The organism is Vibrio sp. M60_M70, assembly GCF_037162085.1.
GTDB classification, from domain to species: Bacteria; Pseudomonadota; Gammaproteobacteria; order Enterobacterales; family Vibrionaceae; genus Vibrio; species Vibrio diabolicus.
In genome coordinates this window covers 1316552-1335716 of the sequence record NZ_JARLUL010000002.1, presented here as the reverse complement: position 1 = coordinate 1335716, position 19165 = coordinate 1316552, and the positions used below count along the sequence as shown (strand labels likewise).

13 protein-coding genes and 2 pseudogenes are annotated in these 19165 nt (G+C 42.6%); 12 read left to right on the top strand and 3 right to left on the bottom strand.

The genetic code is table 11. The features are described 5' to 3' along the window. Positions 1-63 precede the first annotated feature (63 nt). Positions 64-2214, bottom strand: a complete 2151-nt coding sequence (locus P4S59_RS21625; RefSeq protein WP_337169034.1) for a serine/threonine-protein kinase — start codon at positions 2212-2214, stop codon at positions 64-66. Between the two features lie 311 nt (positions 2215-2525). Between P4S59_RS21625 and tagH the strand changes: the two genes are divergently transcribed. Beyond that, on the top strand, positions 2526-3719 hold the full coding sequence (gene tagH, locus P4S59_RS21620; protein WP_337169033.1) for a type VI secretion system-associated FHA domain protein TagH: 1194 nt from the start codon (positions 2526-2528) through the stop codon (positions 3717-3719). Between the two features lie 11 nt (positions 3720-3730). Then, positions 3731-3958: pseudogene (gene tssJ, locus P4S59_RS21615) on the top strand (type VI secretion system lipoprotein TssJ); the annotation flags it as partial. A gap of 85 nt (positions 3959-4043) precedes the next feature. Here the strand turns inward: tssJ (P4S59_RS21615) and istB are convergent. Both istB and istA read right to left on the bottom strand, forming a co-directional pair. Continuing rightward, positions 4044-4784: an IS21-like element ISVch3 family helper ATPase IstB gene (gene istB, locus P4S59_RS21610; protein ID WP_238131037.1), complete on the bottom strand. Its 741-nt coding sequence runs from the start codon at positions 4782-4784 to the stop codon at positions 4044-4046. Positions 4785-4794: 10 nt separating this feature from the next. After that, positions 4795-6327 carry an IS21 family transposase gene (gene istA, locus P4S59_RS21605; RefSeq protein ID WP_337167981.1) on the bottom strand — a complete coding sequence of 511 codons (1533 nt, stop codon included), beginning with the start codon at positions 6325-6327 and terminating at the stop codon, positions 4795-4797. A 213-nt stretch (positions 6328-6540) separates the two neighbouring features. Between istA and tssJ (P4S59_RS21600) the strand changes: the two genes are divergently transcribed. The 10 genes and pseudogenes from tssJ (P4S59_RS21600) to tssC (P4S59_RS21555) all read left to right on the top strand — a co-directional run bounded on the left by tssJ (P4S59_RS21600) (position 6541) and on the right by tssC (P4S59_RS21555) (position 19163). After that, on the top strand, positions 6541-6783 hold the full coding sequence (gene tssJ, locus P4S59_RS21600) for a type VI secretion system lipoprotein TssJ (RefSeq protein WP_337169032.1): 243 nt from the start codon (positions 6541-6543) through the stop codon (positions 6781-6783). A gap of 21 nt (positions 6784-6804) precedes the next feature. Then, the gene (tssK, locus tag P4S59_RS21595) at positions 6805-8130 is read left to right on the top strand and encodes a type VI secretion system baseplate subunit TssK (RefSeq protein ID WP_085344864.1); all 1326 of its coding nucleotides are present in this window, start codon (positions 6805-6807) and stop codon (positions 8128-8130) included. Between the two features lie 11 nt (positions 8131-8141). Next, positions 8142-9433 (top strand): annotated as a pseudogene (tssL, locus tag P4S59_RS21590) (type VI secretion system protein TssL, long form). A 16-nt stretch (positions 9434-9449) separates the two neighbouring features. Next, positions 9450-12968, top strand: coding sequence for a type VI secretion system membrane subunit TssM (gene tssM / locus P4S59_RS21585; RefSeq protein ID WP_109169030.1), 3519 nt, complete (start codon positions 9450-9452; stop codon positions 12966-12968). Beyond that, positions 12950-13645 (top strand): type VI secretion system-associated protein TagF, encoded by a 696-nt coding sequence (tagF, locus tag P4S59_RS21580; protein WP_256965779.1) that lies wholly within the window; start codon positions 12950-12952, stop codon positions 13643-13645. Before tssM ends, tagF begins: the two co-directional genes overlap by 19 nt. 9 nt (positions 13646-13654) lie before the next feature. Beyond that, positions 13655-14449: a PP2C family protein-serine/threonine phosphatase gene (locus P4S59_RS21575; RefSeq protein WP_337169031.1), complete on the top strand. Its 795-nt coding sequence runs from the start codon at positions 13655-13657 to the stop codon at positions 14447-14449. Beyond that, positions 14442-15560, top strand: a complete 1119-nt coding sequence (tssA, locus tag P4S59_RS21570) for a type VI secretion system protein TssA (RefSeq protein WP_337169030.1) — start codon at positions 14442-14444, stop codon at positions 15558-15560. The genes P4S59_RS21575 and tssA overlap by 8 nt, the downstream gene beginning before the upstream one ends. A gap of 15 nt (positions 15561-15575) precedes the next feature. After that, the gene (gene tssB, locus P4S59_RS21565) at positions 15576-16106 is read left to right on the top strand and encodes a type VI secretion system contractile sheath small subunit (protein ID WP_005396385.1); all 531 of its coding nucleotides are present in this window, start codon (positions 15576-15578) and stop codon (positions 16104-16106) included. Further along, the gene (gene tssC, locus P4S59_RS21560) at positions 16106-17599 is read left to right on the top strand and encodes a type VI secretion system contractile sheath large subunit (RefSeq protein ID WP_005396386.1); all 1494 of its coding nucleotides are present in this window, start codon (positions 16106-16108) and stop codon (positions 17597-17599) included. The genes tssB and tssC (P4S59_RS21560) overlap by 1 nt, the downstream gene beginning before the upstream one ends. Before the next feature lie 52 nt (positions 17600-17651). Further along, on the top strand, positions 17652-19163 hold the full coding sequence (tssC, locus tag P4S59_RS21555) for a type VI secretion system contractile sheath large subunit (RefSeq protein ID WP_152814361.1): 1512 nt from the start codon (positions 17652-17654) through the stop codon (positions 19161-19163). Positions 19164-19165: the final 2 nt, after the last annotated feature.

Genomic DNA, 19165 nt, shown 5'->3' with positions numbered 1-19165 from the left:
ACCTAGTTGCATAATAGCAAGTAGCTTGACGCAAAAAAGGGGCCTTGAGCCCCTTTTGTACAATTAACTTTGCTTGGAGTCCTGTTCTACCTGCCTCATTAACTCGTTCGCTTTCTTCATTGCGCGCCTTGCGCTTGTGGTCCTTCTCTTATTGAGCAGTATGTCGGAGAAGCGCAGGTATTTATCTGCAGTTTTGAATCTCAAATCGTTAATATCTTGAAAACCGATAGGAAAGTTCTTCGAAAACTGATCAACATCTTTCACTAAGTTATCGAGGTGAGTTGTTGTTCTTGCCTTTTCTAGGCGGTAATAGAAGTTTTCAAATTCCTCTTGGAACAAAATTCGAGCAGCCTCGTCCGGAAATGGTAGAGGATCGTTAGAGTCTAGCGCGGTCTCATACAGTTTCATCTCGAGGACTGCATCTTTCATCGCGTTGCTTATTTTTAAGTTGTTTTGATGCTCTTCAACGTTTGAGAAGAAAGTATTCCCAACCTTAATTAGCGCAACAAGTGCTGCAGCATCTTTATTTTTGAGTGCTTCAGTTAGGTGTTTACCAAAAACATCGCTAGATAATGAGCTTGGTGTAAATGGGTAATCCTGATGAATTTGATTTAACTCATCTTTCAGTTCATAGATGGACTTACTGTCTTCTTCTTTACTGTATCGAGACTTTTCCAGTTGGCTATTGATTTGTCTGGCTATCGAAAGCAATGTTGAGTGCTTGCTTGATTGAATATCTAACGCCAGAACTTCAATTTTATGTGAGTCAGGGTAGTAGGCTTTTGCTTTGTTTAGTACAGACTCGATTTCATCATAATTTGGATAGTTGTTAGCATCAGAATTCAGAACCTGATCAATCTCAGATTCAAACTCACTTAGAAGGTAGCTCTTGTGCTGTCGTAGTAAGCCAGCTTTAATCACCGGGTGTAAGTTTTTCTCACTATTAATCAGTGACAAGCTTTTTTCTGGCGGTGTATCAAGCAACCATTCCTGCCCATTAATCTGATCATTTTGCTTGTTAATCGCTATTTCTAAATCAGAGATGGTTTCTTGTTGTTGTTGATAGCCAAATACGATTCCGGTAACCAATAGTACGCTTGCAGCTACACCGCTAACGATAGGCCAATATCGCATGTTCAACTTTTGTTTTAACTGCTCTGGGGTAAGGTCTTTGGGGATGATGCCAGTTGAAAACACGCGTGCAAAGATAGGCCACTTAGATGCTGGCATATTAGCAGGTTTCGAGACCTTCATTTTCTTTTTGAGAGCTTCATTAACAGGAGTTCTTGAATAAGGATGCTTGCAACTCAATAACTCGTAAGCAATACAAAATAGCGCAAACATATCGTCGCTTAAGTTTGGCTCTTTACCCGACAACAAGTTGAGCGATGCGTAGTTTGGAGTATAACCAAGAGTCTCCACATTTTCGGCTTTACGTTTAGCTGCGTATTGATCTTGCTTTAATTGATGAGTTTTAGATACACCAAAGTCGAGTAATTTAACATTACCTTCAGACGTTAAAATGACGTTAGCGGGCTTTAAATCGGCATGCACGACACCAAGTGAATGGGCGTAAGACAGGGCGTCAAGTACCTGATTTAGAATCGATAAAGTTGCATTAAACTTCAGCCCATGCGGCCTAGATCGTTGTATTAAATTCTCTAATGTTTCCCCATTAATATATTCCATCACTAAGAAATATATTTCGCCATCGACACCAAAATCAAAAACCCTAATAATATTAGGGTGACTTAATCTTTGTGTTTGCTGAGCTTCACGTATCAACATGCGTGCAGTCTCTGGTTGAGATGCAAACTCTTTTTGTAAAATCTTTAATGCTACGTAAGGGGTTTCTGAACCTGAAGATTCTAATATCTTATCTTTTGCCAAATAAACATCACAAAGTCCGCCATGGCCAAGAACCGACTCGATTTCATATCGATTTTTGACAGTTGTGCCTATTAAATTCTCATTAATAACATCTTTGTCATTATTTGATGTGTTATTTTTATTGTTTATTTTCCTATTAACTAACGGAGTGTTTTCTTTTTGAGACAGTTTTGTATTTGTTTCATTTTTATTTTGAACGGAGCCTTCATTGCTAGCAACTTTATTTGATTGAATTGCATTGTCTCGTTTTTGAGTCTTTACAATTTTAGTTTTGTCTCCGCTATCTTTATTATTTATAGAATTGTTTTTATTGCTGTCTTCCATCACAAGAACTCCGTATAAATGATGGGGGAATATATACCTTTCTGCTCAATGAAAAGTCATTATGTTAGAATTTCGCGGCCAAACTAACATTCGTTTTTTTATTGATGAAAGTCTAAGTGTCAAAAATTTGAACTTGGTTGGATAATTAAAATTGTTGAACAATACGTGATTGCTTTGATAAAAAAATGATTCATTATCCGTGCATGACTTTCAATGGCAGGTTTAAGGTTTTTATTAATCTTACTGTTAATAAGAAAGTGACTAATAATAAAATTAAAAATAATATTTAGCAGGTCTTTGGCGAGGTTTACATGAAGTTGGTTTTAACCATAACAAGTTTTCACAAATTTACTCCAGAGATTGAGAGTGAGTTTGTGTTTGAATCAAGTGATGAGCATGCCAAAGTTACGTTTGGTCGGTCTGAGCAATGTGATTGGACACTGCCAGACCCTGAAAGAGTAGTATCCGGAACTCACGGAGAGCTCATCAAGTTTGGTGATAAATACTTGATAAAAGACTTATCAACTAATGGCACGTTTGTTAATAACGCTGTGACACCTGTGGGCCAAGGAAATGAGATTGCACTAAGTGATGACGATACGGTTAGTTTAGGGGATTACCAAATTTCAGTAAGTATTCAAACTAGCACTGAGGCATTCAATAATCAGGAAAGTAACTTTCGTTCCAGTTCAGAACCTGAAGCATTCTCGAGTTCATCTGAAGCAGAGTTTGTAGACCTCGGCCTTAGTGCCAGTGAGCTTTTGAATGAGAGTGTTCCTTCGGACTTTCAACTAGATATTGGCTTAGTCGATGATTTTATTGATATCCCCAAACCAGAAAAACAGAGTGTAGATCCTACACCTGTACCGGAAACCCCACGACAGCTAGAACGTCAATCAACTCCCAAATTTGATAGTAAAGGGAGCGAGCTTGCGGCGTTCATTAAAGGAGCGGGTATTGACTCAACGATGATTCCCAGCGATAACAGAGAGCAATGGTTTGAACAACTGGGGGAATCATTTTCTTTGATGTTAGTTGGTTTAATGGAAACGCTGCACAATCGAGCGGTATTTAAACAAACAAATCGACTTAGTCATACTGCGTTTCGAAAGTCAGAAAATAATCCTCTGAAGTTCTCTGCGAATTTAGAAGATGCAATTCATAACTTATATAACCGTCAAACTGCAAGTTTCCTAAAACCAAGTGCAGCCATTAAAGAAGCGTTTAGTGATATAGAAAATCATGAACAAGCGTTAATGAAAGGTGTTGAGGGTACGGTTTCAAGTGTTATGTCGCTTGTTGAGCCTACGTCGATATACTCAGAAGCTTTAGCTAAAGACACGGTTATTAATAAGGTTATTCCAGCAAGAAAATATGCTCAAAGTTGGAAGCGGTTTGAGGATATTCATGAAAAGCTATCCGATGACATTATCAATAAAGAATCTCCATTTTATTTAGAAGATTTCGCTAAACACTATGAGTTAGCATTAAAAAATAAAAGCTAGGAAATAGGGTGATGAAAAGAGTTTATCAGTACATTTTGTTATTAATTTCAATGGTTTTATTTGGATGCTCAGCAGCCAATTTAGTTGTTGACCCATATTCAGATTTAGAAATAACAGCAAATCACAATATTAACCCTGACTCCAATGGTAGGCCATCCCCTGTAGTCGTGTATGTTTTTGAATTAACATCAAATACCCTTTTTGAAAGTCAGGATTTTTTTTCAATTTATGAAGAAAGTGAAAAATGCGTATTTCGGTGATTGCGAACGCTTGTTTCGGTTTATTCCGAACACCTTAACCAGCACTTTTTCTCTTTCCCTATTTTTACTCTAAGTGTTCGGATTGCGCCAGTTTTCTCATTGATTCTCCTCCCAGTTCTATTCGATGACTATTGTGAACTAGACGATCCATTAGAGCGTCAGCGACAGTGGCGTTGCCGATCATGTTGTACCATTCTTTTACTGGTAACTGGCTGATGACGATTGTGCTGCTGTTTTGGTAACGATCTTCAAGTACTTCTAACAAGTGACCAGCATGCTCTTGAGTCAGTTTTTCCATCCCCCAGTCGTCGAGGAGTAGTAAGCCTTTCTTAGCCAGCGACTGAAGTTGTTTTTGATAACTACCATCCAGACGACCTGCGGTCAGGTCATCGAGCAAGCGAGTTAATCGGTAGTATCTGACCGTTTGCTGTTGGTCGCAGGCGCTGGTTGCCAGTGCGCAACCAAGATACGTTTTACCTGCGCCTGTTGGGCCTGTGATCAAGATGTTCTGGTGCTTGTGCAGATAGCCACCCGTTAGCAGTTCGCTCATCTGCTTGCGGTTGAGGTTTCGTCCCTCCTTGTAAATAAGTTGGCTCGGCTGAGCATCCACTCTCAGCTTGGCTTGTCGTTTCAGGCGTTGGATTTTGGTTTGATTGCGATTCAAGATTTCACTTTCCAGAAGTAGGCTTAACCTCTCCTCGAAGTCCAGCTCTGCGTAGGTGGTCAGTTGCTCTTGTTGCTGCTCTAACGCTTTCGCCGCATGACTTAAGCGCAGGGTTTTGAGTTGGTCATTCAGTGCGTTCATATCCTTTCTCCTAGTGATAACAGTTCGGGCCACGAACATTGCTGTGAACAAGGTTCGGCGTATTCGCTTTATCTTTACTCAGGTGCCCCTCACGATTGTTCTTGAGTAGATTGTTGACGAAGGTGTAATTGGGTTTTGTCAGCATCAATGCATCTTTACAGGCTTGTTCTAGGCGCGACTCGCCATAGGTTTTACTCAGATTGAGCAGCCCAAGACAGGAACGATAGGCCTGCTCTGGATGAGGTTTGGCGTTCAGCATCTTATTGACGACTTCTCGGGTGGCTGGGCCGATATTGGCTCCCCAGTTGAGCAAGCGTCCAGGCGACCACTTTTGATGTTGATGGTTACTCGGCATGTGCTCTGGTTGAGTGCTGTTTCCACGTTCCCTTTGGCTGCGTGGATGTTGAGCGATCAAGTTACCTTGGTGGTAGATCTGCACCAGACGGTTGGAGGCTTCCAGCTCGACATGGTGGCCAACCAGTTGATGGGGAACCGAGTAGTAGTGACGGCGATATTCGATGTGATAATCAGGCCCAACTTTGGCTCGCTTGGTTTCGGTATAGAGATATCGCTGTTTAGGAAGGGGCTTTAACGCGGGTTTATCGAGTTTGTCGAACAGTGCTTTGCGGCTCGCACCATACTGCTTCATCTCACGTTCGTTTAAGTCATTCATAAGCTCACGGATGGCGAGGTTCAGCTCTTTAAAGGTATGGAAGGTTTGATGGCGAAGTCGCATCATGATCCAACGTTCCACTAGGAGGACGGCATTTTCTGCTTTGGCTTTGTCTTTCGGTTTGTAGGGGCGAGCTGGCATCACGGCAGTTTGATAATGATTTGCCAGTTTTTGATAGCTTTCATTAAGCCTCGGTTCATAACGGTTAGGTTTGCTGACCGCGCTGCGTAGATTATCGGGAACCAAGAGATGGGGGACGCCACCGAAGTGCTCGAAGGCATTGGCATGCGCCTCTAACCAGTAAGACTTCCCTTGGCTGGGGAAGGCTTCCACATAGGTGTAGTTGGACGCGCCTAAGCTTGCTACGAACACTTCTGCTTCGCGCACTTCACCTGTATCAGGGTTGACCACTTGAAGCCGAGGCCCACAGTAATCGATAAACAGCTTATCACCTGCAACATGGAGCTGACGCATACTGCGCTTTTGGGTTTTGAACCAACGAGTGAAGTGCTCGCAGAACTGAGTGTAAGCGTAAGCTTGCTCTTGATATTGCTCATGGTACTCCTGCCACAATAACATCTTTGTCATGCCTTTACGTTTGAGTTCGACAGCGTACTGAGCGAAGTCTGGCATAACCTTGTCTCGACTGGCTTGCTTCGAATGATATAGGGCTTTGGTAAGGTCCGTATCACTGCAACCTTCTGGGAGAGGCCAGCCTATCTGACTTTGCTTAAAGCGAGCGACAAGCTCTGAGACTGTTGCAAGGCTGACATTGAGACAACTAGCAATACTACGGTAGGACAACCCACACTCGTACTTAAGGCGTAATATCTCTTTGATTTTGTTCATTGGAGTTCTCTTTTTAGCCATTGTCGCTTCCTTACGTTCTTGTTTAAGAAGTAAAGAATAGCGAGCTATTGATTTAAAAGAGAAAAAGGAAGGATTTCGGGCATTCCGAACGCGGTTTTCGCTATTCCGAACGCTGATTTCGGAGTTCGCTTAAAAGTGTTCGGATAATCGCGGAATGTACGTTCGGATTAAACCGAAATAGGTGTTCGGGTCATACCGAAATGGCTGTTCGGAATGCTCCGAAATACGCAAAAAGTCTTAGGCCCTGATTTAGTGAATAAATATGAAATATCATTAACTCCAGGTCAGAAAGAAACATATCAGGCAAGTATGTCTCCAAAGACTGAATACTTAGGCATTGTCGCAGCGTTTCGAGATATTGAAAATTCAAATTGGCGACAAGTCATTGAAGTGGATAAGACCGCTTACAACACCTATCAAATTCTGTTAGAAGATCTGTCTTTGGTCGTAAAATAACGTTTAGTTGGCTAATTATAAATGACGCAATACTCCAAGACGGCTTGGTGCGAAGGGATGTTTTTACGTCCCCAGCACTTTCAACAACATGAACGCGCAACCTCTCAAGAATTCAAAGGCTTACATCAGTTTGGTGGGGCTTATAATTGGGGGGTTTGGAAATGTCGAGTAAAAGAACATGCATTAAAAGATGGTCTGATTGAATTAGATCACTTTGAGGCAGTTTTGCCAGATATGACTCTGGTTAATACCTTAACAGCCAGCGATTCGGTTGTGCCTTTATTTATTGATAAAGACGTAGAAAATACGTTAGTAAAAATCACTCTTCCCCTTTCAAATGTCAAAGGTAAAAATGTTTCTGATGTAAGTGAGGCGATTGTTTCTCGTTATGTACTTAAAGACGTTGACGTTATAGATAATCTCACTGGACAGGATGAAGAAACGATTCAAGTCGCAGCCCTAAACCTGGAACTGAAAGCCAGCAATGACAAATTAGCGGGTTATGTTGAGTTACCGATATTGAAAATAAAAGAGGTAACGGCAGAAGGCGAAGTAATACTAGACGATTCGTATGTTCCACCGCTTATCAATTTACTTAGCGACAAAGTTATGTCGGCTTACTTGCGTAACGTTATTGCGATGACAAAGATGCGTGCCGACGTTATTGCGCAGCGATTGATTAAGGGCAAAGCCGCATCTGCATCTGCTGTTGATTTCATCATGCTACAAATGTTGAACAGGTATGAGGCGATGTTAAAGCACTTTAGTGACCTAGACAGGCTACATCCATTGGAATTAGCGACGACCCTGAAAGGTTATATTGGTGAATTAGCTACGTTTTCTGACAAAACCAAGAGGATGCCAAGCTTACTTGCATACGATCACTTAGATGTATCAAGTGTTTATAGCGAATTGAATCAAGTTCTGAGTCAATATCTGAGCGTTGTCCTTGATCAAACTGCAAGCAAACTTCCTTTGGAGCCACGACAATATGGAATTCAAGTGACGCCACTTCCAGATAAGCGTTTACTTGAATCATGCCAGTTTGTGCTTGCGGTCAAAGCTGATACGACAACAGATGAAATCAGACGTTTAGTCCCGGCGCAGCTCAAGTTTGGACCAGCGGAGCAGATTCGTGATCTGATCAACAATCAGATTAATGGCATAAACGTAGCGCCATTGAGTGTAGTACCGAGGCAGATCCCTTACCAAACGGGTTATGTCTACTTCGAAGTAGTCAAGAAAGGCCCGTTTTGGATGAGGCTGAAAGACAGTGGTGGTATTGCGCTGCATTTATCGGGGCATTTTCCGAATGCTGACCTTGAGCTGTGGAGTATTAGTCAATAGGTGTGCTCAGTATGGAACAAACGATCGTAAAACCAACACCGGGTGGAAGAGCGCCCGCACCGAAACCACAATCAGAAAAGTCAGCAGATAATACGGTAGTTATCTCAAAAAGTCCTGAATTGGTGAATAACGATTCAGTGGTTGCTTATGGGAACAACCCTTTATTGGCAGAAGCGAATGGTCTTTTATCCATTATTGGTCAAATTCGAGCGACAGCGACTCATTCTGATCCGTTGTTTCTAAAAGAGACGTTGGCACAAAAACTTAGAGATTATGAGAACCGACTACGCCACCACGACGTTGATTTGGACACTATTGATACGGCTCGTTACTGTTTGTGTTGCTCGTTAGATGAAGCGGTGCTCAATACTAATTGGGGGGGCATTCATTTTGGAGCCATGACTCATTGCTTAGTTCTTTCTATGCCAGCAGCCAGGGTGGGGAAGCGTTCTTTAAGTACCTTGATAAATGCATGGCGCAACCAGATACAAATTTAGATTTGCTTGAATTGATGTACGTGTGCCTATCGCTTGGGTTTCTCGGCCAATATCGTTTGGAAAAAAACGGACTGGAGTCTCACCGAAAACTGAGAAGGCAGATTATCGCTATTCTTAAGTCTTACGGAAGAGGGATACCTCAAGAGCTAAGCAATAGTATCGAACAACACATTTTGAATGGCTCTAAGGCTTCCGACAGAGCTCCTCTCTGGGTTGTGTGCTCCGTAACGGCTGCATTATTGGTTTGTATATTTATGTATTTTAGCTATGAGCTAAACAAGGCTTCCAACCGCACCTTTTCTCAATTAGTCAATTTGGTTCAACCGCAACAGCTTAACCAAGATACAACGTCAGAATCAAAATCAGCGCCAATTGCAGAAAGGATCTCTATGTATCTGGCAACTGAGATCGGGAAGGGGCTAATTAACGTCGAGCCGTTGCAAGACAGGGTAAGAATTTCGTTAAAGTCGCAAGATCTATTTGAATCAGGTAGTGCTGATGTTGTTGCGTATATCCAACCCGTAATTTCTAAACTCGCTAGAACGTTGGAGTCGACCCAAGGCAAGATCATTGTGACAGGTCATACCGATGATAGGCCAATTTTCACGAGTAAATATCCTTCGAACTGGCATCTATCATTAGCTCGAGCTACTGCTATGTCTGAACAACTTATCTCGAATAGCGCACTAGAAGGTCGAGTCATACCAGAAGGGCTGGGTGATGCAAGACCATTGGTTGAAAACAATAGTGACGAAAACCGAGCTATTAACCGTCGAATTGAAATCGACCTCCTTGTCGCGAATTAATAACAGGTAGATAGAGATGCGTATTAAAGAAATTGGCAGAATATTTACTCAAAGGTGGTTTCTCGGTCTTATCGGTGTCGCTGCTTGTTCAATTTTTATTTGGGTTGTTGGTCCACTTATCACGATAGCGGGATATGAGCCGCTAAAGAGCGACTTCCAACGACTCGTCACGATTTTGGTGCTGGTGTTTGTGTGGGCTTTATTCAACGTGACTAAGCAGCACAAGCAAAAAGTTAAAGAAGACGAAAGTATTCAAACGTTACTTGAGGTTGATAGTCAGTCAGATAAAGAAGCGGCGAGTGAAATTGACTTAATGCGCGAGCGTATTGAGCAAGCTGTCAAAGTAGTAACGAAAACACATAAAGGAAAGCGAAGCTTATATGACTTGCCTTGGTATGTGTTGATCGGCCCTCCAGGGACAGGAAAAACAACAGTGTTAAAGCAGTCAGGGCTGGAGTTTCCGTTAGCGGATAGCCTTGGTTCTGACTCTATTGCTGGTGTCGGTGGAACTCGTCATTGTGATTGGTGGTTTGCAAATAAAGCAGTTCTGATTGATACGGCCGGTCGATACACGACACAAGACAGTCAAGAAAAGGTCGACTCTAAAGCATGGCACGGCTTCTTAGGGTTGTTGAAAAAATATAGAACGCAAAGGCCAATTAATGGTGCAATTGTCACGATCAGTTTAGCCAGTGTGATGTCGCAGACAAGAACCGAGCGAAGCCTTCATGCCCGAGCTATCAAGTCGCGCCTTCAAGAACTGAAGAATCAGTTAGGGATGCAATTTCCTATTTACGTACTACTGACCAAAATGGATTTAGTTGCGGGTTTCAATGAGTTCTTCTCTGATCTAAGTAAGGAAGAGCGTGAGGAATTGTTCGGTTTCATGTTTCCGCGTGAAGTGGCTGATGAAAGAGGGGTTATTTCTTTATTCAATAAAGAATTTCATGGCATGTTGGAGCGCCTTGATGCGCGAATGCTGAGAATCCTTGAAACTGAAGATGATTTAGAGAAGCGAGCACTTATTTTTGAATTTCCTAAACAGCTAAGGGTATTGCAAGCTAATCTTGATGAATTTTTAGCGGAAATATTTGCACAAAATAGTTTTGAAGAGCCAGCCTTGATTCGTGGTGTGTTTATGTTGAGCTCGGTCCAAGAAGGCTTACCAGTCGATAAGTTAATGAATGAATCGACCAATGGACTTGGACTAAATCGCCTCGCTCTAGCAAAGAGCCCAACAGGGTCTCATAGTTATTTCGTGAAGAACTTGTTTGATAAGGTTATTTTCAAGGAACAACTGTTAGGAACGGTTAATCGTCACTATCAAAAGCAGTCAGGGTGGATGCGCCGAGGTGTTTACATTGGCTGTGCTTCTCTACTGCTAGGTGCGTCTTCACTTTGGCTTATGAGCTACAAGTGGAATTCTCAGCTGATTGTCGATACCAATGAGCAAGCCGGCCATATTGAAGCAATGATTGGTGCTGAGAGCCTAGATTTTGAGGCGGATATTATCTCAGCCGTAGAGACATTAGACCGATTGATGACGCTTCCTCTAGGAAAGCAAAGCAACTACGGCGATGCTGATTCCGTAAAAAGGTTTGGTCTCTATCAAGGAGATAAAGTCTCACAGGCGGCGAACAATGCATATTCTGATGCGTTGACCCAATATTACGCTCCCTTGCTTCTTGATAGCTTGGTGACGGAAATGGAAAGTAATCAACAGCATCGAGAGTATTTGTATGAAACGTTGAAAACTTATTTGATGTTATTTAATCCAGACAAATACCAACAAGATGAAGTGTTGGCTTGGTTTAACTTCTATTTTGAACGTCAATATCCGGGTGAACTAAATATAGACTTAAGAAAAGGTCTGTTACAGCACACTCAAAATTTATTAGAGAATAATGGACAAGGCTTTTCTTATAATACTGCTGCCGTGACTAATGCCCGCGAGGTTTTGACACAAATGTCTCTACCAGAACGTGCTTATCAGCGAATGAAGATACAATTTTCGAAGAGTCATGTTCCTTCATTTCGTTTGACTGATGTCTTGGGGCCTAAAGGGCTTGAGCAGTTTGAACGAGCGAGTGGAAAGCCGTTATCACAGGGCATTTCGGGCTTTTATACGTACAATGGCTTTCATAGCATTTTTCAGATTCAGATCAACCGTACAGTAAAAAGCCTAATGGAAGAGAACTGGGTTTATGGTGATGATCTTAAGGCTCATGAAATTGATCAAGATAGCGCTATTCAAGGAGTCCAATCTCGATACTATCAAGATTATGTGAATGAATGGAAAACTCTGATCGAAGATATTCAACTTAAGCAGGCTCCGAGCCTAGAGCTTGCAACAGAACAAGCTAGAGTTCTATCTGGAGTTGAAAGACCAATCGAATCGTTGTTGAGGGCAATCCAAAAAGAAGTAGGTTTGTCGAAAGTATCATTGTCAGAAAATCAGAAGGCCGCTTCTGAAGTTGCTGGTAAGGTTGCCAAAGTTAAATTTTCGAATACGGCAGATAGACTAGACATGTACTTGCCTGAAGAAAATGGTTTCAATGTTGCACTGCCAGGTAAAGAAGTCGAATCTCACTTTTCGGAGATCTTACGTCTCGGCGAACAAGACTTTGATGATATTCAACAAGCTATGGTTAACTTGCGCTCGTACTTAAGCGATTTATCAAGCTCAGGTAATAATCAGAAAATTGCTTACAAAAGTATTTTAGATGGGACCGTTACACAAGATGTGGCTGCTTCCTTTGCTCGCGCTAAAGAACTTTTGCCTAGGCCATTTAATCAATGGCTAGGTGAACTTTCTCAAGAGTCAGTTAAGTTTGCGGAGAGCGGGTCGAAAGATCATCTAAATCAGCTTTGGGTTACGCAAGTGGTGCGCCCTTATCAGCGGACGATTGCGGGTAGATACCCATTCGAGCCAAATGCGAGCAGAGAAGTAAGGCTGAAGGACTTCAAACGTTTCTTTGGTTATGGAGGTACGCTTGACTCATTCTTCCAAGAGTATCTTGAACCGTTTGTCGATACGTCGAAAAGTCGTTGGCGATTAGAAAAGGAAATTGGAGTTCGTCCAGAAACGCTGATGGTCTTTCAAAGAGCGAAGCGTATCAGGCAGTCTTTCTTTGAATCTGATAATTCTTTGCGCGTAGAGTTCGGTATGAAACCAGTGTATCTGGATCAGCACATTACTCGGTTTGTTCTAGAGTTAGGTAAGCAAGATTTGGTTTATAAGCATGGACCAGCACGAGCTAAATCCTTGAGCTGGCCTGCGGGTCAAGACCAGACTCGAATAGTGTTCACACCACCAGAATCTAAACGTGAGATTGCCCATACTTATGAAGGTGAGTGGGGCATATTCAAACTGCTAGATCAATCACTTAAAGCAAGACCAGAATCGCGTAAAGACAACATAGTTATGATTGATTTAAAGGGAAATAAGGTGCAACTAGAGCTTATTCCGTCTAGTGCCATTAATCCGTTTTGGTCAAATGAAATGGAGAGGTTCAGATGTCCACGAACCTTGTAACATCAGCCTGGGGTTATATCGGTAAAATGCCTGCAAAAGGCGACTTTGTGAAGGATGGCTTATCACAAGACTTTTCAGAGCGCTGGCATGACTGGCTGCAGGCTGTTATTGCAGTCAGCAGAGAACAATTGGGTGAAAGTTGGAATGAGCACTTTTTAACCGCGCCTGTGTGGCATTTTGCTCTGGATGTTAGTTACTTAGAAGACTCAACATACATTGGTAGCATGATTCCTAGTGTAGATGCATGCGGTAGATACTTTTTCTTTACTATAGCTCGTGCTGTAAAAGGTGAAGCTGCGCAATATTGGGGGAACAAAGCTTGGACCGAGGACAGTGCATCTCTTGCCCTAGCAGTACTTGAGGACGACTTTGTATTTGATGTTTGGCATAAGAGCATGCAAGAAAAAAACGATTTAGTGGCGAATGTAAAAAGTGAAGTGCGGCCTCTTAAGTTTCTTTATCAAAGCCAAATATCTACGATTTTTCATGATCAAGGTGGAGCAGATCAAAGCGCACTTTTGAATTACCTCATTAAAGAAAAATTGAGTAAGCCATGCTTTTGGTGGACTGAAGGCTCGACTCTAGTTGAACCATGTATGTTTATGACCAGCGGGTTCCCTTCTATTGGTCAATTTTCTGCCATGCTTGATGGCGGTTGGAAAAAGTGGAATTGGTAGGATAGAAGAATGAATTGGAACTATTTTACCTTTGCTAAATCGCACGCAGGAAAAGTACGCCCTTATAACGAGGATGCTCTTTTAGATATGACAGAGCAGCATATTTGGGTTGTAGCCGATGGAATGGGTGGGCATAGTGCTGGCGACATAGCAAGCCAGATGCTAGTGGATAGAATCGCGCGCCATATGCAGGATGTCCCAAATACCAATATCGATGATATCCGGAGTGTGGTTCAAGCCGCGAATTTAGAAATTTATCAATACGCACAAAATCACTTAGACGGTAAAACGATGGGAACAACTCTCGTTTTGTTGTTTATCCAGGACAGGTATTACCACTGTCTTTGGGTCGGTGATAGCCGAATTTACCAGCTTAGAAATGGTCATTTTTCTCAAAAAACACGCGATCATAGTCAAGTTATGGATTTAGTCGATCAAGGGTTATTGGCATTTGAAGATGCTGAGTCACATCCTCTCGCAAATGTTATTACCAGAGCTGTTGGGGTAGATGAGAGTATCACTATTGATCAAGTTTCGGGGCAGTTGGCTGACGGAGATCAATTTCTTCTGTGTAGTGATGGGCTTTCTAAAGAATTAACGAGTGATGAAATTCACCGGACATTGTATGCGGACTCAGTAAATCAAGCAGGATTAGCGCTCATGCATTCGGCGTTAGTGAGAGGTGCAAGTGATAACGTTACTTGTGCGTTAGTCAAAGTTCGCCAAGCGCAGACAGAATTTGAAGCAGTAACGAGAGAAGACGCGACGATCCCCGTTTTTCTTAGAGGGAGGTCTTATGAATAGTGAGATGTTCGATTGGTATGAACAAGCGTTGGCTCCTATATCTCAAGAGAATCCCACAGGTGTTGATCCTAGAGAAGATGTATCGCCACAGTCCGCTTATTACCGATTAAAAGATCAGCGTATGGCTGCGCGAAATGCAGAGCGTAATGCGCTTATAGAAGAAGAAAGTATTTATACCCATAGTAACTTATGGCGGGTATTTATTGAAGAAGTACCAGAGATACTTACGAATCAATCTAAAGATTTAGAGTTTGTGGCTTGGCTTATAGAGGCTCTAACTCGATTGCATGGTTTTCGTGGTATGGGCGTTGGGTACAAACTCGCAACCGAGTTCATCGAGAAGTTTTGGGATGATCTCTATCCAATGCCTGATGAGGATGGTATTGAAACAAGAATATCGGCGATTACTGGCCTCAATGGTATCGATAGCGAAGGAACACTTATTTTCCCTATTGCTTGTATCCCGCTTACTGACGTAGGCGTTGAGCAAGCGTATGCCTACTGGGAATATCAGCAAGCTATTGAGTTGGATCGTTTAGATGAAGATAAGCGCCGAAATCGAGTCGATCTTGGCGCTACAGAGCTATCTGATATTACAACTACAGTTAAATCTACCTCTGATGCCTTTTATCGTGAGCTAATCGCTGATCTGGAGTTCGCCACAGAGTCATTTAATGAATTCAGTCAGCGATTAGATGAAGCGGTAGGTGATGTCACTCCTAGCTCTTATATATCAAAAAGGCTTGAATCAATACACTCGGCATTAAAGCATCTCCTTGGAGAGCGTTTTAATCAACCACAAGCTGTGTTTGAAGAACTGGAGGAGGTGGATGAATCTTCTTCTTCGGAACAACAAGTGAGTTCACAAAGTTCTGATGCACTATTAGCGACAAACATGAAATCACGAGAGCAGGCGATTAGACAATTGCAGCAAGTGGCTGATTTCTTCAGAGAGAGTGAGCCTCACTCACCAGTTTCTTACTCCATCGAACAGATCATTCGTTGGTGTGGAATGCCTCTGCCGGAGTTACTGGCGGAACTTATCTCCGACGGAGATGCAAAGAAAAGCTACTTCCGTTTGGTTGGCATAGCAGAACAAAATGAAAATTAATAAAGGGAGAATGGTATGACGAGTATCCACTCGAAACTGTCACGAGTACGGAAGCCTCGTGTCCACATTACCTATGATGTTGAAACTGAAGGTACAACTCTTAAGAAAGAGCTACCTTTTGTTGTAGGTGTAATGGGTGACTTCGCTGGTCAAAACACTGAAGCGTTGAAGCCTTTGAAAGACCGCCGTTTTATTCAGATCGATCGAGACAACTTCGATGATGTGCTCAAAAAGATGAACCCATCGGTTAAGTTCAAAGTTGCGAATAAGCTTGCGAACGACGATTCACAGTTTGAGGTGGATTTGAACTTTAAATCAATGCAAGACTTTGAGCCCGCTGCGATCGTAAATCAAGTTGATCCACTGCGCCAACTGATGGAAACGCGTAATAAACTGCGTGATTTGATGACAAAAGTTGACCGTTCTGAAGAGCTTGAAAACATCTTAGAGGATGTTTTGAACAACACAGACAATCTGGCAAAACTTGCGGGCGAGTTAGATCTTGGCAAGAAAGCGAAGTCAGACAGTACTGAAGGAGCGGAATAATGACGACTGAAGCTGAAAAGCAGTTAGATCCAACTGTTAATGAACAAACAACTTCATTTTTAGATCAAGCTATTGGTGCAACTAAGCAGACAGAAGCCTCTCGTGCTGAAGAGCTAATTAAAACGCTCACTGAAGAAGCGATGAAAGGGACGGTTACTTGGAACAAAAACCTAACGGTAACTTTTCGTGAAGCGATTAATTTACTTGATAAACAGATTTCTGATCAGTTGTCTGAAGTAATGCATCATCCTGAATTACAGAAACTTGAAGGTTCTTGGCGTGGTTTAAATTATCTAGTGATGAACTCAGAGACGAGCTCTACTCTGAAAATTCGCATGATGAGTATGACCAAGAAAGAGTTACATAAAGACTTGAGTAAAGCGGTTGAATTTGACCAAAGCCAGATCTTTAAGAAAGTTTACGAGTCTGAGTTTGGCAGTGCAGGTGGTGAACCTTATGGTGCATTAATTGGTGACTATGAGTTTACCAACCACCCAGAGGATATTGAGTCGCTGCGCCTAATGTCAAATGTAGCCGCTTCAGGCTTCTCCCCATTCTTGTCCGCGGCCTCACCAGCACTATTTGGTTTTGATGAGTGGACTGAACTGTCAAAACCACGCGATCTAGACAAGGTCTTTGAGTCGCTAGAATACGCTCAATGGCGTTCGTTCCGTGAGAGTGCTGATTCACGTTTTGTTAGCCTGACTATGCCGAAAGTTCTGGCTCGTTTGCCATACGGACAAGCCACTGCTCCAGTTGAGGAATTTGGATTTGAAGAGTTCGAAGTAGATCCAGTGTCAGGTATTGCTGTCAATGCTGAGCATAATGACTACTGTTGGATGAACTCTTCGTATGTTCTTGGTGTTAAGTTAACAGACGCCTTCTCAAAATATGGATTCTGTACAGCTATCCGTGGTGCAGAAGGTGGTGGTCGAGTGGATAATTTGCCAACACATTTCTTCATGAGTGATGATGGCGATCCTGATATGAAGTGTCCAACAGAGATTGGTATTACCGACCGACGTGAGGCAGAGCTGGGTAAACTTGGTTTCTTACCGCTTTGTCACTACAAAAACACCAACTATGCGGTGTTCTTTGGTGCGCAAACCTGTCAAAAACCGGCGAACCACGAATCTCCAGAAGCAACGGCTAATGCGGCGATTTCAGCACGTCTACCTTACATGATGGCGACATCTCGTTTTGCGCATTATTTGAAGGTAATGGCTCGAGATAAAATCGGTAGCTTTATGGAAGCAGAAGACGTTGAGTCTTGGTTGAACCGCTGGATTCTAGGCTATGTAAATGCTTCAGAGGGTGGTGGCCAAGAGATCCGAGCGAAATACCCTCTAGCAGATGCTCGTGTCCAGGTTAAGGAAATCCCTGGCGCACCAGGTTCTTACAATGCTGTAGCATGGCTTAAGCCTTGGCTGCAAATGGAAGAATTGACGACATCTTTGCGACTTGTTGCAAAGATCCCTCAGTCGGGTGGATAAGAAATGAATTGGCTGGTCGTAGGGCCAGCCATACCAAATCGTTATGTTCTAGATGGAAATAGCAGTGTCACTTAACTTTCGCGATCCCAGTAAGCTAAAGCATGAATTCAGCACAGGAGGCTATGCTGAGCTTGATAGCCCGTGGTTGACTCGATTCAATGAATCTTCTGATCTTTTAGAGTCAGCTCGAATTTGGCTAGAAGGTACGCGTTCAAGAGATTTGGACAGTTTTCGTCATAGTGTGATGAACACGATAAACCGAATTGATGAGCTATTAGAATCTCAATTAAACGAAATAATACATCATCCTGAGTTTCAACAACTCGAAAGAGGTTGGATCGGCGTGAGGTATTTATGCGAACAGGTCGACACTCGCTCATCAGACTCCGTCAAAGTCAAGGTGTTGGCGGCAACATGGAATGAAGTCAGTAAAGATGCACTAAAAGCCATCGAGTTTGACCAATCAGCACTATTTAAGCTGCTCTATCAAAATGAATATGGCATGGCCGGGGGAGAACCCTTTGGCGTGGTAGTTGGCGATTATCAACTTCGTTGTGATGCGAGTAAAAATTATTTTGATAGAGATCTGTCTGTGCTCAGCAAGATCTCTCAGTCTGCAGCGGCAGCATTCAGCCCGTTCATTATGTCAGCATCGCCGGAGATGTTTGGTGTTGACAGTTTTTCACAGCTTTCTGCGATAAGAGATATTGCGGCCCAATTTGAACAGGCAGATTACGCAAAATGGCGCAGTTTGAGAGACAACGATGATACCAAATTTATTGGCCTGACTGCGCCGAATGTTTTATTCCGTCAGCCATATAAAAGTGATGGTTCACGCAACGATCAGTTCGACTTTCAAGAGCATGTCTACGACTCTAATCGCGATTTGCTATGGGGGAGTAGCGCGTATTGTTTTGCGGCCGTATCAATTAGAGCGTTTCAGGAGCATGGGTGGTTTACGCACATGCGAGGCATTAAGCAAGGGGATTATAGTCAGGGTATTATCGTTGCTCCTACTAGGAACAAAATGCGTGTTAATGGCAAGAATGACCGTGAAAGATGTCCTTTAAACTTAAAGATCTCTGAGAGAAAAGAACAAGAGTTGTCTGAATGCGGTTTCATTTCTATTTCTCCTGTACCTGAAACCGATATGGTAGGGATGACCTCGAATGTATCTCTCTACAAGCCTAAGCAATATGCAGAAAAACACATTTCAACGAATGCAAAGCTCACGTCGATGTTGCAATACACGTTGTGTGTGTCGCGAGTCGCACATTATCTCAAGGTTATGGGGCGTGACAAGATTGGTGGATATCAAGATGCAGAAAGCCTTGAGCGAGACTTTCAACGATGGTTGCATCAGTACACTACCGCGTCGGATGAAGCATCTGATGAACTTAGGGCGAAGTACCCCTTAAATGAAGCGAAAATTACGGTTCGAGAGAAAAGAGAAACTCCAGGACACTATTACTCTGTTATCCATTTGCGACCGCACTTCCAGCTCGATCAAATGGTATCTAGCATTAAATTAATTACTGAATTATCACCAGAGCACTTGGTGTAAGG

What these genes read in the sequence shown, in the direction of transcription:
- tssC (WP_152814361.1), top strand. Translation starts at nt 17,652, where the DNA reads ATGGAAATAGCAGTGTCACTTAACTTTCGCGATCCCAGTAAGCTAAAG.
- tssB (WP_005396385.1), top strand. Translation starts at nt 15,576, where the DNA reads ATGACGAGTATCCACTCGAAACTGTCACGAGTACGGAAGCCTCGTGTC.
- istA (WP_337167981.1), bottom strand. Translation starts at nt 6,327, where the DNA reads ATGGCTAAAAAGAGAACTCCAATGAACAAAATCAAAGAGATATTACGC.
- tagH (WP_337169033.1), top strand. Translation starts at nt 2,526, where the DNA reads ATGAAGTTGGTTTTAACCATAACAAGTTTTCACAAATTTACTCCAGAG.
- P4S59_RS21575 (WP_337169031.1), top strand. Translation starts at nt 13,655, where the DNA reads ATGAATTGGAACTATTTTACCTTTGCTAAATCGCACGCAGGAAAAGTA.
- tssK (WP_085344864.1), top strand. Translation starts at nt 6,805, where the DNA reads ATGACGCAATACTCCAAGACGGCTTGGTGCGAAGGGATGTTTTTACGT.
- tssM (WP_109169030.1), top strand. Translation starts at nt 9,450, where the DNA reads ATGCGTATTAAAGAAATTGGCAGAATATTTACTCAAAGGTGGTTTCTC.
- istB (WP_238131037.1), bottom strand. Translation starts at nt 4,784, where the DNA reads ATGAACGCACTGAATGACCAACTCAAAACCCTGCGCTTAAGTCATGCG.
- tssA (WP_337169030.1), top strand. Translation starts at nt 14,442, where the DNA reads ATGAATAGTGAGATGTTCGATTGGTATGAACAAGCGTTGGCTCCTATA.
- P4S59_RS21625 (WP_337169034.1), bottom strand. Translation starts at nt 2,214, where the DNA reads ATGGAAGACAGCAATAAAAACAATTCTATAAATAATAAAGATAGCGGA.
- tssC (WP_005396386.1), top strand. Translation starts at nt 16,106, where the DNA reads ATGACGACTGAAGCTGAAAAGCAGTTAGATCCAACTGTTAATGAACAA.
- tagF (WP_256965779.1), top strand. Translation starts at nt 12,950, where the DNA reads ATGTCCACGAACCTTGTAACATCAGCCTGGGGTTATATCGGTAAAATG.
- tssJ (WP_337169032.1), top strand. Translation starts at nt 6,541, where the DNA reads ATGCTCCGAAATACGCAAAAAGTCTTAGGCCCTGATTTAGTGAATAAA.